The 15,283-nt window shown below is 64.1% G+C and carries 12 protein-coding genes; 7 read left to right on the top strand and 5 right to left on the bottom strand.

Annotated elements, in window-relative coordinates; translation table 11 throughout:
* Positions 1–193: 193 nt before the first annotated feature.
* Together EL255_RS00865 and EL255_RS00860 are read right to left on the bottom strand one after the other, a co-directional pair.
* Positions 194–3,235 (bottom strand): beta-galactosidase, encoded by a 3,042-nt coding sequence (locus tag EL255_RS00865; RefSeq protein ID WP_042654379.1) that lies wholly within the window; start codon positions 3,233–3,235, stop codon positions 194–196.
* Between the two features lie 440 nt (positions 3,236–3,675).
* The gene (locus EL255_RS00860; RefSeq protein WP_042654380.1) at positions 3,676–4,680 is read right to left on the bottom strand and encodes a substrate-binding domain-containing protein; all 1,005 of its coding nucleotides are present in this window, start codon (positions 4,678–4,680) and stop codon (positions 3,676–3,678) included.
* Between the two features lie 215 nt (positions 4,681–4,895).
* On the opposite strand from EL255_RS00860, the gene galE reads away from it, so the two are divergent.
* The 6 genes from galE (at position 4,896) to bacA (ending at position 11,245) form a co-directional block, all read left to right on the top strand.
* Positions 4,896–5,909 (top strand): UDP-glucose 4-epimerase GalE, encoded by a 1,014-nt coding sequence (gene galE, locus EL255_RS00855; protein ID WP_042654381.1) that lies wholly within the window; start codon positions 4,896–4,898, stop codon positions 5,907–5,909.
* A gap of 73 nt (positions 5,910–5,982) precedes the next feature.
* Complete coding sequence (locus EL255_RS00850; RefSeq protein ID WP_042654473.1) at positions 5,983–7,032, top strand: UDP-glucose--hexose-1-phosphate uridylyltransferase; 1,050 nt, start codon at positions 5,983–5,985, stop codon at positions 7,030–7,032.
* Positions 7,029–8,180: a galactokinase gene (galK, locus tag EL255_RS00845; protein ID WP_042654382.1), complete on the top strand. Its 1,152-nt coding sequence runs from the start codon at positions 7,029–7,031 to the stop codon at positions 8,178–8,180. The genes EL255_RS00850 and galK overlap by 4 nt, the downstream gene beginning before the upstream one ends.
* Positions 8,177–9,145, top strand: a complete 969-nt coding sequence (locus EL255_RS00840; protein ID WP_042654383.1) for an aldose epimerase family protein — start codon at positions 8,177–8,179, stop codon at positions 9,143–9,145. Before galK ends, EL255_RS00840 begins: the two co-directional genes overlap by 4 nt.
* A gap of 178 nt (positions 9,146–9,323) precedes the next feature.
* A complete protein-coding gene (locus tag EL255_RS00835; RefSeq protein ID WP_042654384.1) occupies positions 9,324–10,319 on the top strand; it encodes an aldo/keto reductase in 996 nt (331 codons plus the stop codon).
* Between the two features lie 110 nt (positions 10,320–10,429).
* On the top strand, positions 10,430–11,245 hold the full coding sequence (gene bacA, locus EL255_RS00830) for an undecaprenyl-diphosphate phosphatase (RefSeq protein WP_042654385.1): 816 nt from the start codon (positions 10,430–10,432) through the stop codon (positions 11,243–11,245).
* Positions 11,246–11,309: 64 nt separating this feature from the next.
* Here bacA and EL255_RS00825 read toward each other — a convergent pair whose 3' ends face one another.
* The 3 genes from EL255_RS00825 to EL255_RS00815 form a co-directional block, all read right to left on the bottom strand.
* Positions 11,310–11,966: a ChrR family anti-sigma-E factor gene (locus tag EL255_RS00825; protein WP_042654386.1), complete on the bottom strand. Its 657-nt coding sequence runs from the start codon at positions 11,964–11,966 to the stop codon at positions 11,310–11,312.
* A complete protein-coding gene (locus EL255_RS00820; RefSeq protein ID WP_042654387.1) occupies positions 11,959–12,528 on the bottom strand; it encodes a sigma-70 family RNA polymerase sigma factor in 570 nt (189 codons plus the stop codon). The genes EL255_RS00825 and EL255_RS00820 overlap by 8 nt, the downstream gene beginning before the upstream one ends.
* A 125-nt stretch (positions 12,529–12,653) precedes the next feature.
* A complete protein-coding gene (locus EL255_RS00815; protein ID WP_042654474.1) occupies positions 12,654–13,220 on the bottom strand; it encodes an LON peptidase substrate-binding domain-containing protein in 567 nt (188 codons plus the stop codon).
* A gap of 314 nt (positions 13,221–13,534) precedes the next feature.
* Here EL255_RS00815 and argS point away from each other — a divergent pair, with 314 nt between their 5' ends.
* Positions 13,535–15,280, top strand: a complete 1,746-nt coding sequence (gene argS, locus EL255_RS00810; RefSeq protein ID WP_042654388.1) for an arginine--tRNA ligase — start codon at positions 13,535–13,537, stop codon at positions 15,278–15,280.
* Positions 15,281–15,283: the final 3 nt, after the last annotated feature.

Below are 15,283 nucleotides of genomic sequence, written 5' to 3'. Positions count from 1 at the left end.
TAGGGAATGCTGTACACCATGTGAACTGGCGCGAGCCTAATGTAATCAGTTTGTTGTCTGGAGTTCTGTGATCCTGACGACAAAATGAAAACGTTTACACTCTGTTACACAGCAACAAATTCGTTAAATATTAACCACTTAAACACAACCAAGACTCAATCGATTCGTTTTGGCGTTCATGGGGGAGTCAGATTCAGCGTAGAACACAGTTCCAATAGTAGCTCCCTGGCCGCAGCCAATATTCTGGCCGCACGCTCTGGCTCCAGGAGTCATCACCTCCAACCCCCATGTGGAAGCCATCGAGACAGAGGTGCAGCCCACCCTCCGCCACCAGATCGGTCTGATGGCGGGCCAGGGCGAGTTGCGGCTGGCTGTAACGGCTGACGCTGAAGTGGAACTTGCCAGCGATGGTGATCTCCCCCAGCTGCAGCCGGCGGGTATCGCAACGCAGTCCGTTGTCGGTCGGGAACACATAGGGGGTATGCAGGGCATCGAGCGGCAGTTGCCAGCGACCGAGATCGGCGGCGAGCAGGCGATCCGGGTAGTTCTCATGGGGGCCTCGCCCCAGCCAGCTCACTTCGTCGATCTCGTCAACCAGCCAGAGCCTGGCCCCGATGCGGGGTAGCGACGGCAGGGAGGCGGCGACCTCCACCTCGATGGCAAGCGCCATGGCGCCATCGGCACCGAAGCTGTGGCGCCAGTGGGTCAGCAGCTTGAGCTCTTCTCCGACGAAGTAACCGTGCCGGACCAGCGCTGTCCCCTGGTCCGGGTTCACCGTCAGCCCCAGGCAGCGATGCTGCAGGTCATTGAGTCCAGCCTCCTGCCAGCGGGCGATCCAGGCGTTGGGATCTATGTGATCCGCCTCGCTGGCGCCTATGTCGTTGTCCAGCGGCGCGCGGTAGAAGTGATCGGCGATGGCATCTCTCAGCCTCTCCTGCCCCTGCTTTTGCCAGCTGCGGATGCGGCCGCTGGTCTTGTCCAGTTGCCACTCGCTGCCAGCCGCACAGACGAGCCAATGATCCGGCTGCTCCTTTATCGTGGCGGGGTTAAACGCCGCCGGTATCGCCATCGGTGTTGGCAGCATAAATTGCTGGCGAGCTACCTCGTGACCCGCCTCGGCCCAGGCCGTGGCGCCCTGCTGCACTATGGCCAGCTCCAACCAGGCCAGAGAGCCCGCGGCGAAGCTCGGCAGCTGCTCCAGCAGAGCCAGGCTCAGGCTGGCCTGGGGTGCCAGGCCGAGCGGGCATTCCCCCTGCGCCAGCACGGCGCCATCCTCACACAGCCGCCAGCGCAGCAGCTCGTTGTCCGTGGCGCGGAACAGGTAGTCGCTGGTGATCTCGACCTCCAGCGGCCGTTGGCTTTTCAGCGCCAACACGAAGGGCTGCTGGGCACGCTTGGCCTCGAACAGGGCGGGATGAGGGGTCCTGTCCGGGAACAGCAGGCCGTTGCAGCAGAATTGGCGATCGTTGGGCATGTCGCCGAAGTCGCCGCCGTAGGCCCAGTAGTGGCGGCCATCGTCGGTCGCCTTGTCGAGCCCCTGATCGACCCAGTCCCAGACAAAGCCGCCCTGCAGGCGGGGATGATCGCGAAACGCCTGCCAGTAGTGGGCAAAGCCCCCCAGGCTGTTGCCCATGGCATGGGCGTACTCGCACAGGATCAGCGGTCGGGTCTCGTCTGGAAGCCCGATCCACTTGGCCAGCGCCCACTTGGGCACCGCCGGGAAGGGTTGATCCTGGTGGGTGCGGGCATACATGGGGCAGATGATGTCGGTGGCCGGGGTATCGGCCCCGCCCCCCTCGTACTGGACCGGGCGGCTCGGATCGGCGCGCTTGACCCACTGGTACATGGCATCGTGGGCGGGGCCATAGCCGGACTCGTTGCCCAGGGACCAGATGATGATGCTGGGATGGTTGAAGTCCCGCGCCACCATGCGGGTGACCCGCTCCAGGAAGGCGCCGCTCCAGGCGGGATCCTGCGCCAGCCGCCCCATGGGGGTCATGCCGTGGGTCTCCAGATTCGCCTCGTCCACCACATAGAGGCCAAGCCGGTCACACAGTCGATAAAACTCGGGGTGATTGGGGTAGTGGGAGCAGCGCACCGCGTTGAAGTTGTGCTGCTTCATCAGCCGCAGATCCTGCTCCATGGCGGCCGGGGTCACCACATGGCCCAGGGCGGGATCGTGCTCGTGGCGATTGGCGCCGAGGATCAGCAGGGGCTGGCCGTTGACCCGCAGCAGACCGCCACGGATCTCCACCGCCCGAAAGCCCACGTCATGGGCCTCGCTCTCGATGGGCAGGCCCTGCTCGTCCAGCAGCGTCAGGGTCAGGCGATAGAGATGAGGGGTCTCGGCGCTCCACTTATGGGGCGCGACGACCTCCAGCCACAGCTCGGCGCGATCCCCGAAGGCTCCCTTCTCGTCGATGGCCCCGGTGCCGAGCGGCTGGCGTCGGCGGGTGATCAACTCGTCGCCATGATAGAGACTCGCCTCCACCGCCAGCCCGCTGCCATCGTTGACCTGCAGCGCCACCTTGAGGCGGGCATCCCGGTAGCAGGCATCCAGCAGCGGCGTGACCCGCACGTCCAGCAAATGGCGCTCGGGTTTGTGGAGCAGGCTGACGGAGCGGAAGATGCCGCTGAGGCGCCACATGTCCTGATCCTCCAGATAGGAGCCATCGGACCAGCGCAGCACCAGCGCCGCCAGTCGGTTGGGACCGGCCTGCAGGAAGGGGCTGAGATCGAATTCGGCGGGCAGCCGGCTGTCCTGGGAGTAACCGACCCAGCGACCGTTGCAGAACAGATAGAAGGCGCTGTCGACCCCACCGAAGATGATCCGGGTCTGGCCCTCTGCCAGCCAGTCGGCAGGCAGGTCGAACTCACGGGAGTAGCAGCCGGTCGGATTGGCCGCCGGCACCCTGGGCGGATCGCAGGGGAAGGGATACTTGATATTGGTGTAGATGGGGCGATCGAAGCCCTGCAACTGCCAGTTGCCCGGCACAGCGACGGTCGCCGCCTCCGGCAGATCCTGATGCAACCAGGCATCGGGCACCTGTTCGGGCGCCGCGAAGAAGGAGAACTGCCAGTCGCCATCGAGCAACAACCGTGACGGCGAGGCGAGCCCGCTCCGCGCATCGGCCTCGCTGCGCCAGCTGGACAGCTGGGTATGGGCTGGCAGCCGGTTGACGGCGGTAATGGCCTGGGTCTGCCAGTCCTGACGGGCCAAGATCTCCCTGATCATCCTCTCTCTTCCTGTATGAGCGTTGAACACGTCAGCAGTGTAGGAGAGTTTCACACCCGAAACGGCGATCTCGCTCACACAGGTGTAAACGATTACACAGGAGATGTTAAGTAAAACAGGGTAAAAATGATTAAAGATGAGTAAAAAACGGCGAGCGTCGCCATGAGTGGACTCACGGCGACGATAAAACGGAATGGCGGGATTCGTTCAGGCTCACATTTGGGTCATGGAGTGGCTATTGAGGCACGATCAGAGCCTGGCGGGATCACAGAATGAGGAGTGAACAGCAACCAGGGTGCATGTAAAGGGGCCGCCATCTCCCGCTCAATCGTCATCGAGGCAGGATCAGGGTCTGACGGGAATCATGGAGTGACGATTGAGCAGCAGCCTTGGCGTGCAGACGGGCCGTCATCTCCTGCTCAATCGTCATAGAAGCAGAATCAGGCCCTGACCGGAGCTACCGAGTGACGATTGATCAGGGTCGGGGTGTAGACGCGGCTCTGCACCACCTCGCTCTCGCCCGCGGCGAGTTGCAACGCCAGCTTGGCCGCCTGCGCCGCCATCAGCTCTATGGGGTAGCGCATGGTGGAAAGCTTGGGCCTCAGGTATCTGGCGTAGATGATGTCATCGAAGCCGACCACGGAGACCTCTTCCGGCACCTTGAGACCATTGTCGGCCAGCACCGAGATGGCCCCCGCCGCCATGGCGTCGTTGTAAGCCACCACGGCCGTGATGCTGAGCCCCTTGGCCAGCAGGTTGAGCATGGCGCGCTCCCCCCCCTCCTCATTGGGCATGCCGCTCTCGACCAGTTCGGGATCCGCACTCAGACCCGCCTCGAGCAGGGCATCCTGATAGCCCTGCAGGCGCTGCTGGGCATCCTCGATGGCATGATCCGAGCTGACGAAGGCGATGTGACGATGACCCAGCTCCAGCAGATGGCGGGTCGCGGTGGCGGCCCCCTGCCGGTTGTTGAGGGCGATGCAGCGCCCCCTCAGGGCCGGAATATCTCGATTGATCAACACCATGCCGGGTACCCGCAGGGCATAGTCGATCAACTCCTCATCGCTCAGCGCCTTACTGTGTACCACCAGCGCCTCGCAGCGTTTGCCGATCAACAGCTCGATGGACTCCCGCTCCTGCTGTGCCCTGTGAAAACCGTTACCCATCAGCAGGTGTAACCCCTGTTCCACCGCCACCGCAGCCACCCCCTTGACCAGGGCTCCGAAGAAGGGATCCGCCACATCGCCGACCACCACACCCATGGTGTCACAGGTCTGGTTGACCAGCGCCCGGGCGTTGGCATTGGGGGTGTAGCCCAGCTCGGCCATGGCTTTGCGCACCACCTCGCGGGAGGCGGCGCTGGCCTTGGGTGAGTTGTTCATCACCCGTGAAACCGTTGCCACCGATACGTTGGCCAAACGGGCGACATCCTTGATGGTACTCATGCTGTTTTCACTTATTTCACGGTTTTGGACGGGGCCATTATACCGAGCAATCCCACTGATGACAGGGGAAAAGCCGAGGTCGTTCATTTTTCCCTCAACAATTTTGTGTAATCGTTTACACAAATATGTTAGCCCGCTCACAGTTTGAGGGGGAGTGCCTCGGCTAGACTCCTGCTCAGGCTTTCCTATGTGGGGAACGGATAGTGGAGAAGAGGATGAAAGTACTGGTCACCGGCGGCTGTGGTTACATTGGCAGCCATACCTGCCTTGCCTTGCAGGCCGCAGGCATGGAACCCGTGGTGGTAGACAATCTGTGCAACAGCAAGCCCGGCGTGCTGGCGCGGATCGCCGCTATCAGCGGGCGTGAACCCCTGTTCTATCGGGGCGATATTCGTGACGAGGCCCTGCTGGATCGCATCTTCGCCGAGCAGGAGATCGAGGCGGTGATCCACTTCGCCGCCCTCAAGGCGGTCGGCGAGTCGACCCGCATCCCCCTCGACTACTACCAGAACAACCTGAGCGGCACCCTGGTCCTGCTGCAGGCCATGAAGCGCGCCGGCGTCCACAACCTGGTGTTCAGCTCCTCGGCCACCGTCTATGGTGACCCGGCAAGCACCCCCATCCGGGAAGATTTCCCGCGCAGCGCCACCAACCCCTACGGTCGATCCAAGCTGATCATCGAGCAGATCCTCGAGGATCTGCAGGCCGCCGAGCCCCACTGGAGCATGACGCTGCTGCGCTACTTCAACCCGGTCGGCGCCCACGAATCCGGCACCATGGGGGAGGATCCCCAGGGCATTCCCAACAATTTGATGCCCTTCCTGACCCAGGTCGCCATCGGCCGTCGCGACTGCCTCTCCGTCTTTGGAAACGATTACAACACCCTGGACGGCACCGGTGTGCGCGATTACATCCATGTGGTGGATCTCGCCGAGGGGCACGTCAAGGCGCTGCAGCACTGCACCCATAAGGGTGGCGTCCACCCCTACAACCTGGGTACCGGCCTGGGCCAGAGCGTGTTGCAGATGGTCGCGGCGTTCGAGGCGGCCTGCGGTCACCCCCTGCCCTATCGCATCGAGCCGAGACGCCCTGGCGACATCGCCGAGTGCTGGGCCGATCCGGCCAAGGCCGAGCGCGAGCTGGGCTGGCACGCCAGCCGGGATCTCGCCGCCATGTGCGCCGACAGCTGGCGCTGGCAATCCACCAATCCACAGGGGTATGAGTCGTGATGGCACACTCCTTCCCCATTAACGCCCCTGCGGCGGCTACCCTTTTCATTTCACCAGGCATTGAGGAGTGATGATGTTCAACCCGGTTGATCACCCCCACCGTCGTTTCAACCCGCTGACCGGCCAGTATGTGCTGGTCTCCCCCCACAGGGCCAAGCGCCCCTGGCAGGGTCAGGTTGAGAAGATAAGCCAGGCCCCGAGCCAGGCCCACGACCCCGACTGTTTCCTCTGCGCGGGCAATCGCCGGGTCACCGGCGACCAGAACCCCGACTATCAGGAGACCTTCGTCTTCACCAACGACTTCGCCGCCCTGATGCAGGACACCCCGGCCGCCAGCGACGCCCAGGATCCCCTGCTGCGACTGGAAGCCGCCCGTGGCACCAGCCGGGTCATCTGCTTCTCGCCGGATCACGGCAAGACCCTGCCCGAGCTGACGCTGCCCGCCATCGAGGCGGTGATCCAGACCTGGCGGGATCAGGTGAGTGAGCTCTCCGCTCAATGGGAGTGGGTGCAAGTATTTGAAAACAAAGGCGCCGTCATGGGCTGCTCCAACCCGCACCCCCATGGCCAGCTGTGGGGCAGCGACTTCCTGCCCAACGAGATCGCCCGCGAAGAGCAGCACCAGCGCGACTGGCTGGCCGAGCATGGCCGCCCGCTGCTGGTCGACTACGTGGAGCGGGAACTGAATGATCGCTCCCGCATCGTGGTGGAAACCGAGCACTGGCTGGCGGTGGTCCCCTTCTGGGCGGCCTGGCCGTTCGAGACCCTGCTGCTGCCCAAGGCCCATGTGCCCTCTCTGCTGAGCCTCAGCCCCGAGCAGCAACAGGATCTGGCGGTGGCGCTCAAGGAGCTCACCAGCCGCTACGACAACCTGTTCGAGTGCAGCTTCCCCTACTCCATGGGCTGGCACTTTGCGCCGCCCAACTCGGATTGCCCCGACGCCTGGCAGTTGCACGCCCACTTCTACCCGCCCCTGCTGCGCTCCGCCACCGTGCGCAAGTTCATGGTGGGCTTCGAGATGCTGGCCGAGACCCAGCGCGATCTGACCCCGGAGCAAGCCGCCGAGCGGCTGCGCGCGCTCAGCCCCATTCACTACAACCAAGCCAAAGAGGAAGCAGTATGACCCCCAGCCAACGCGTCAGCGCCGTCTATGCCGAGCAGTTTGAGCAGCCGCCCGAGCTGCTGGTGCGCGCCCCCGGTCGCGTCAACCTCATCGGCGAACACACAGATTACAATGACGGCTTCGTGCTGCCCTGCGCCATCGACTACGAGACCTGTGTCGCCATCGGCCTGCGCGACGACAACCTGGTGCAGGTGATCGCCGCCGACTACGACAACCAGCGCGATCTGTTCGATCTCGCGCAGCCCATCGAACACCATGCCGACCAGCGCTGGAGCGACTACATCCGCGGCGTGGTGAAGCACCTGCAGGCCCGCGGCCATGTGCTGCGCGGCCTCAATCTGGTGGTCTCCGGCAACGTGCCGCAGGGCACGGGCCTCTCCTCCTCCGCCTCGCTGGAGGTGGCCATAGGCCAGGCCTTCAAGGAGGCGCTGGGGCTTCACATCAGCCAGGCCGAGATCGCCCTCAATGGCCAGCAGGCGGAGAACCAGTTTGTCGGCTGCAACTGCGGCATCATGGATCAGATGATCTCCGCCAGCGGCAAGACGGATCACGCCCTGCTGCTGGACTGCCGCTCGCTGGAGACCCGCCTCATCCCCATGCCCGCCGATCTGGCGGTGCTGATCGTCAACTCCAACGTGCGCCGCGGCCTGGTGGACAGCGAATACAACACCCGCCGCCAGCAGTGTGAGACCGCCGCCCGCCACTATGGGGTCAAGGCGCTGCGGGATCTGGATCTGGCCGCACTGGAGGCCGGCAAGGCCGGGCTGGATGAAGCCTGCTATCGCCGTGCCCGCCACGTGGTGGGGGAAAACGCCCGCACCCTGGCCGCCGCCGATGCGCTGGCCTGCGGCGATCTGGTTCGCCTCGGCGAGCTGATGGGTCAATCCCATGTCGCCATGCGCGACGACTTCGAGATCACGGTGCCCGCCATCGACGGCCTGGTGGAGATCATCAAGGCACAGATCGGCACCCAGGGTGGCGTACGCATGACCGGCGGCGGCTTCGGCGGCTGCGTGGTCGCCCTGCTGCGCCCGGAGCAGGTGAATGAGGTGATCGCCGCGGTCGAGGCCCAGTACCCTGCCAAGTTCGGCCTCAAGGCGGACAGCTATGTCTGCCGCGCCAGCGCCGGAGCCGGGGTGATCGCATGAAGGAGTTCCATCTGCAGAATGACGCCGGGTTGCGCCTCGGCGTGCTCGACTTCGGTGCCACCCTGACCGCCCTCGAGCTGCCGGTCGATGGCCATTATCGCAACGTGCTGCTCGCCTGCGAACCGACCGACTACCCCGGGCAGAACGCCTATCTCGGTGCCATCGTCGGCCGTTTTGCCAACCGCATCGGTGGCGCCCGCCTGACACGGGACGGCCAGCACTGGTCCCTCGATGCCAACGAAGGCACCACCTGCCTGCACGGCGGCAGCCAGTCGTTGCATAACAGGGAGTGGCAGGTATCCGAGCTGGCCGGGGATCGCATTCGCCTACACACCCGGCTGGCCGACGGCGAGCAGGGCTTCCCCGGCAACCTGGATGTCAACCTGGAGTACCGGCTCGAACAGCAGGACTTGGTGATCGAACTCACCGCCACCACGGATGCGCCGACGCCGGTGAATCTCACCAGCCACGCCTACTTCAATCTGGATGGCGGCGATGTGCGCGAGCACAGCATCAGCATCGCGGCCGATCACTACCTGCCGATCGACGAGCACTCGCTGCCGCTGGGCAAGGCCGAGGTGACGGGCCCATTCGACCTGCGCCAGCGCCGCCTCGTTGGTGAGGAGTGGTTGAGTCACCCGCAGCAGATCGGGGCCTGTGGCTACGATCACTGCTTCCTGCTGAACCCGCTCCCCGGTCAAGCCGCCGTGACCCTGGTCTCGGGCGATGAGCGCCTTCGCATGGAGATGTATACCGACCAGCCTGGCGTGCAGCTCTACACTGGCAACTGGCTGGCGGGCACCCCGGCCAGAGGCGGCGGCGAGTGGCAGAACCATCAGGGACTCTGCCTGGAGGCGCAACAGCTGCCGGACAGCCCCAACCGCCCCGAGCTGGGGGATCCCTGGTTGCAACCGGGCGAGACCTACCGCCACGTCACCCGTTATCGCCTGATCCCCGCGCGCTAAGCCCCACTCTCTCTCCCAAAGGGAGGGAGAAGGGATTAGGGTTGCGTTGCCGTCGTCACCGCTGGGTGATGGCGGCTGCCAGTCCCCTTCTCCCCTCGCGGGAGCAGGGTGGGTAATGCAGGGAATATCTGACCGCTCAAATCCAATATCGTGAACCAGCCCCAACCCAGGAGTTTTTATGGATGACAACTACCTAGCGGCACCCGACCGTTACCAGCGCCAACCCTATCGCGCCGTGGGCCGCCACGGCCTGCGCCTGCCCAGCATAGGGCTGGGGCTCTGGCACAACTTCGGCGAGGGCAGCGATCCCGCCAAGGTGAAGGCCATGGTGCATCAGGCGTTCGATCTGGGCATCACCCACTTCGATCTGGCCAACAACTACGGACCGCCCCCCGGCTCCGCCGAGACCACCTTCGGCACCGTGCTCAAGCGCAGCCTGGCCCCCTATAGAGACGAGCTGATCATCGCCAGCAAGGCGGGCTACGTGATGTGGGATGGCCCCTATGGGGACGGCGGCAGCGCCAAGTACCTGTTTGCCAGCCTGCACCAGAGCCTGCGCCGACTCGGCCTCGACTACGTCGACATCTTCTATCACCACAGGCCGGACTCCCGCACCCCGCTGGAGGAGACCTGCCAGGCGCTGGCGCTGATGGTGCGTCAGGGCAAGGCGCTCTACGTCGGCCTCTCCAACTACCCGGCCGAACTGGCCGCCAGGGCGGCGACCCGGCTGGCGGAGCTCGGTACCCCCTGCCTGGTCAATCAGCTCAAATACTCCCTGTTCCAGCGGGAGATCGAGGCCGAGACCCTGCCGGTCTGCCGCGAGCAGGGGGTGGGGGTCGTGGCCTTCTCCCCCCTGGCCGGCGGCCTGCTCAGCGATCGCTACCTGGCCGGGATCCCCGCGGATTCCCGCGCCGCCAGCGCCAGCCCCTTCCTCCAGCCCGATCAGATCACCCCGGAGAAACTGGTCAGGATCCGGGCCCTGCATGCCCTGGCACAGCAGCGGGGGCAGGAGTTGTCACAGCTGGCACTGCAATGGGTGCTGCGCGATCCCGTGGTGAGCTGCGCCCTGATCGGCGCCAGCAATCCGCAGCAGATAGCCAGCGCGGTCGATGCCCTCAACCTGCCGCCGTTGGATGCCGAGTGGCAGCAAAAAATCCTGGCGGTGCTCCGCTGACTGCGGCGCAATATTCTCTGGTTGCCTGGGTTATTTTCCGCCATCATTGGTCGCCCCGACTCTGCTCGGGGCTGCTTTTATCCGGACCAATCAACCAAGAGATCTGAATCATGACAGAGTCCTACGCCCTGTTTGTCGCCTTTGTGCTGGGCATAGTGGAAGGCCTGACCGAGTTTCTGCCCGTTTCATCCACCGGCCACATGATCATCGTCGGCCACCTGCTCGGTTTCGAAGGCCCCAAGGCCGCCACCTTCGAGGTGGTCATTCAGATGGGCTCCATACTGGCGGTCGTGGCCGTGTTCTGGCGCCGGCTGTTCGGGCTGATTGGCATCCATTTCGGCCAGAAGCCAGCCAAGGGCCACGCCACCCTGTCGCTGATCCACATCATCCTCGGCATGCTGCCCGCCGTGGTCATAGGCCTGGCCATTCACAGCTGGATCAAGGCCAACCTGTTCGGCCCCGAGACGGTGATGTATGCCCTGGTCGCCGGCGGCATCCTGCTGATCATCGCCGAGAAGTTCCGCCCCTCGGTGCGCTCCGAGACCCTGGATGACATCAGTTACCAGCAGGCGCTCGGCATAGGCCTGTTCCAGTGCCTGGCGCTCTGGCCCGGCTTCTCCCGCTCCGGCGCCACCATCAGCGGCGGCATGCTGATGGGGATCAGCCGTCAGGCGGCGGCCGAGTTCTCCTTCATCCTGGCGGTGCCCATGATGGTGGCCGCCAGCGGACTGGATCTCTACAAGAGCCGCGACTTCCTCTCCATGGCCGACTTCCCCATGTTCGCGGTGGGTTTCGTCACCGCCTTCGTGGTGGCCATGATCGCCATCAAGACCTTCCTCGCGCTGATCCGCCGGCTCGACTTCATCCCGTTCGCCATCTACCGCTTCGTGGTGGCCTTCGCCGTCTATCTGGTGTTCGTGGCCTGAGCCACGCCGAGCGACCAACAAAAAGGGACCCGATGGGTCCCTTTTTTTATGCCTGCGACCGGCCTCAGTAGAGCCGATCCCTGAGGCCGTTCAGCAGCCGTGACAGCCCCCTGGTGAAGCGGACCGGGGCATCCAGCACCGTGTAGCAGAGGCAGCCGTCCGGGGTGTGCGGGCTGTGGGAGTGGCTGGCATCGCGCCAGATGAAGTCCCCCGCCTGATAGCGGACCTCGCCATCCTGGATGTTGCCCGCCAGCAGCAGGGTCAGTTCGTAGCCCTGATGGGTGTGCTCCGGGATGCGCCCGCCCGCCTCTATGTGCAGCAGGCTGGCCCGCGCCCCCTGCTCCACCAACGGCAGGCGGTGCTGGCGGATGGCGCCGACATGGCGCCAGTCAGCCTCATGGTAACGGGCAAGGGCCTTGGGCAGGGGATACTCCCGGCCGGCCACCCGCAGCTCGGGGACGGGGTCGGCGGCGCTCACCATGGGCAGCAGGGGTTGCTGCAGTATCTCCGCCAGCATGGCATCCAGCACCGGCACCATGGCCTCTTCGGGAGCCGGGGTCTCGAGATGGCGGGCCGCCAGCTCCTCCTCGCAGGCGTGCAGCCAGGCGCCACAATCGGCACAGAGTTCGCAGTGGGCCGAGACGCCGACCGTCAGCGGCAGTGGCAATTCGCCGGCGGCAAAGGCGCGCAGCATGACGTGGGTGGGATGGGCTTTAATCATGCTCTTGCTCCACATGCTCTTTCAGCTTCTGCAATGCCAGCCGCAGCCTGGACTTGATGGTACCGAGCGGGACCCCAAGCAGATCCGCCAGCTCCTGCTGGGAGAGTTCCTGCAGGTAGATGCCGCGCACCACCTGCTGCTGGGCCTGGGGCAGGGCGTCCAGATGGTGCGCCATCTGGCTCGTCAGCACGGCCCCTTCCCCCTCGCTCAGCCGATCCTCTTCCGCCCTGAACTCCAGCACGGGCCACAGCTCCTCGGCGCAGAGATCCTCCTTGCTGGCCCGGCGCCGGCGCAGCATGTCGAAACACTGGTTGCGCATCACCGTGTAGATCCAGGTGGTGGGGGCGCCCCGCTCGGGGTGATAGAGCCGCGCCTTCTGCCAGACCAGCAGCATGGTCTCCTGCACCAGCTCTAGGGCATTGGCTTCGCTGCCGAGATGGCGCAGGCCATAGCCGCGGATGCGGGGGGCGAAGTGGTGAAACAGGGCGGCGAAGGCAGCCTTGTCGGCCTGCTCCGCCACGCGCAGCAGGTTCGCCTTCAGGTCACCATCTGGGTTATCCATGCGGGTCGAGGTCCTGTGACGGATAAGTGATGGGTGGCTAGTATATGTCATCGCGCCCTACCTTGATGGCTATCGCCCTTGCCAGTACGACGGCCAGTGAAAAAAGATCATCCCGCCCCATGCCGTCAATGGCTCGCCACCAGCAGCCCGCTCAGCAGCGAGAGCGCCGGCTGGTTGTTCTCGGCCGCCACCAGCCACTGTTTCTGCTCCACCGGGATGGGCAGCACCTCGAGCCAGCGCTGCGCCACCCAGCTGGCGTCATCCCAGTCGGGGGTGGGGTAGAGCGCCGCGTATTCGGGGTAATCGTTGAACACATCCTGCAACGCCTTGACCAGGGAGTGCTGATCCGCATTGAGCCGGCTGGTCTGCCAGGGGGGCAGCGGCTCCACCTCGCCCACCCGCAGACCATCGGACTCCTGCCACAGATCGACTATCCTGACCCGCGCCACCCCGAGCACGGTGATGCCGAGCAGGCCGTCCGGCAGCAGATCGAAATCGATGATCCGCACCCGGGTGGCGATGGGGTACATGTTGCGCAGCGCCTCCGGCTGACGGGGATCCAGCATGCAGATGGCAAATTCCCGCGTCTGCGCCTCGGCGACCATGCGCTGATACCTGGGCTCGAAGATGCGCAGCGGCATGATGCCACCGGGCAGCAGGTGAGCGGAGAGCGGAAACAGCGCCAGTTTCATCAGGATCATCCTCCAACGACTTCCTCTGATGATACGACCGTGGCACGGGACGGGATCATTCAGATCGAGATGGAATAAAAAACCCGTTAACAATCAGGGGAAAATAGCCTGGACAAGCCGCTTCGATATGCAGTAGAAATGGATAACCACCACTTATTCCAATCAATATTCTGTATTGTGGTGGAAAACGCAGTGAAATATCCGCCGTGCCAATACGGGCGGGCCATTCCTATAGTTTTCTCGGCCCGATGCGGGTAAAATTCACGCCCTTATCTAGTCAGTCATTTTTCGACGCGCAACCTCGGTGGTCAGTTATGAAAGAGCATATTCATCATCTACTTGAACAAACGGTAGCCAATCTCAAGTCCGCGGGCGTGTTGCCGGCCGACCTGGAAGCCCGGGTGCAAGTAGACCGATGCAAGGAGAAGGCTCACGGTGACCTGGCCACCAACCTGGCCATGCTGCTGGCCAAACCGGCCCGCAAGAATCCCCGCGAGCTGGCCACTGCCATCATCGAGCACCTGCCCGCCTCCGACCTGATCGCCAAGGTCGAGATCGCCGGCCCCGGCTTCATCAACTTCTTCTTCGACCAGCGCTGGCTGGCCGGCCAGGTCGAGGCCATGGTGACCTCCGCCAACGCCAACGTGAAGCTGCCGACCCCGCAGACAGTGGTGGTGGATTACTCCGCCCCCAACGTGGCCAAGGAGATGGCGGTGCACCACATCCGCTCCACCGTGCTCGGTGACGTGGCGGCCCGCGCCCTGGAGTTCCTCGGCCACAAGGTGGTGCGCGCCAACCACATCGGCGACTGGGGCACCCAGTTCGGCATGCTGATCGCCTATCTGGAGAAGATGGCCAACGAGCACGCCAGCGACATGGCGCTCAAGGATCTGGAAGCCTTCTACACCCAGGCCAAGCGTTGCTACGACGAAGACGAAGCCTTCGCCGAGCGCGCCCGCAACTACGTGGTCAAGCTGCAGGGTGGCGATGAGTACTGCCGCACCATGTGGAAGAAGCTCGTCGACATGACCATGGAACAGAACCAGATCAACTACGACCGCCTGAATGTCTCCCTGACCAACAAGGACATCATGGGCGAGTCCATGTACAACGACATGCTGCCCGCCATCGTCACCGACCTGAAAGCCAAGGGGCTGGCGGTCGAGAGCGAAGGCGCCACCGTGGTGTTCCTCGACGAATTCAAGAACAAGGATGGCGAGCCCATGGGCGTCATCATCCAGAAGAGCGATGGCGGCTTCCTCTACACCACCACCGACATCGCCTGTGCCAAGTACCGTTACGAGACCCTGGGCGCCGACCGGGTGATGTACTTCATCGACTCCCGTCAGCACCAGCACCTGATGCAGGCCTGGACCATCACCCGCAAGGCGGGCTATGTGCCGGAGTCCGTGCCCCTCGAGCACCACGCCTTCGGCATGATGCTGGGCAAGGATGGCCGTCCCTACAAGACCCGCTCCGGCGGCACCGTCAAGCTGGTCGATCTGCTGAACGAGGCCGAGGAGCGCGCCGCCGCCCTGCTGGAGAGCCGCAACAGCGACCTCAGCGCCGAGGAGAAGGCCCAGGTGGTGCACGCCATCGCCATGGGTGCGGTCAAGTATGCGGATCTGTCCAAGAACCGCACCACCGACTACATCTTCGACTGGGACATGATGCTCTCCTTTGAAGGCAACACGGCCCCTTACCTGCAGTACGCCTACACCCGCATCCAGTCCATCTTCCGCAAGGCCGGCGTCGACGCCGAGACCCTGGGCGGCAAGGTGGTGCTGAACGAAGAGGCGGAAGAGGTGCTGGCCCAGAAGCTGATCCAGTTCTCCGATGCCATCAACGGCGTGGCGGACAAGGGGATGCCGCACCTGCTCTGTACCTACCTGTACGAGCTGTCCGGCAACTTCATGACCTTCTACGAAGCCTGCCCGATCAACAAGGACGGCGTCGACGAGGTCAGCCGCCAGAGCCGTCTGTTGCTGTGCGCCGCCACCGCCAAGGTCCTGAAACTGGGTCTGGGCGTGCTGGGCATCCATACCCTGGAGCGCATGTAATAG

It is taken from the genome of Aeromonas encheleia, assembly GCF_900637545.1.
GTDB lineage: Bacteria > Pseudomonadota > Gammaproteobacteria > Enterobacterales > Aeromonadaceae > Aeromonas > Aeromonas encheleia.
This window is presented reverse-complemented; position numbering and strand designations above follow the sequence as displayed.

Bases quoted from the DNA above. Each gene is read 5' to 3' on its own strand.
- EL255_RS00835 (WP_042654384.1), top strand. From the start codon at position 9,324: ATGGATGACAACTACCTAGCGGCACCCGACCGTTACCAGCGCCAACCC.
- EL255_RS00815 (WP_042654474.1), bottom strand. From the start codon at position 13,220: ATGAAACTGGCGCTGTTTCCGCTCTCCGCTCACCTGCTGCCCGGTGGC.
- EL255_RS00820 (WP_042654387.1), bottom strand. From the start codon at position 12,528: ATGGATAACCCAGATGGTGACCTGAAGGCGAACCTGCTGCGCGTGGCG.
- EL255_RS00825 (WP_042654386.1), bottom strand. From the start codon at position 11,966: ATGATTAAAGCCCATCCCACCCACGTCATGCTGCGCGCCTTTGCCGCC.
- bacA (WP_042654385.1), top strand. From the start codon at position 10,430: ATGACAGAGTCCTACGCCCTGTTTGTCGCCTTTGTGCTGGGCATAGTG.
- EL255_RS00860 (WP_042654380.1), bottom strand. From the start codon at position 4,680: ATGAGTACCATCAAGGATGTCGCCCGTTTGGCCAACGTATCGGTGGCA.
- galE (WP_042654381.1), top strand. From the start codon at position 4,896: ATGAAAGTACTGGTCACCGGCGGCTGTGGTTACATTGGCAGCCATACC.
- argS (WP_042654388.1), top strand. From the start codon at position 13,535: ATGAAAGAGCATATTCATCATCTACTTGAACAAACGGTAGCCAATCTC.
- galK (WP_042654382.1), top strand. From the start codon at position 7,029: ATGACCCCCAGCCAACGCGTCAGCGCCGTCTATGCCGAGCAGTTTGAG.
- EL255_RS00865 (WP_042654379.1), bottom strand. From the start codon at position 3,235: ATGATCAGGGAGATCTTGGCCCGTCAGGACTGGCAGACCCAGGCCATT.
- EL255_RS00840 (WP_042654383.1), top strand. From the start codon at position 8,177: ATGAAGGAGTTCCATCTGCAGAATGACGCCGGGTTGCGCCTCGGCGTG.
- EL255_RS00850 (WP_042654473.1), top strand. From the start codon at position 5,983: ATGTTCAACCCGGTTGATCACCCCCACCGTCGTTTCAACCCGCTGACC.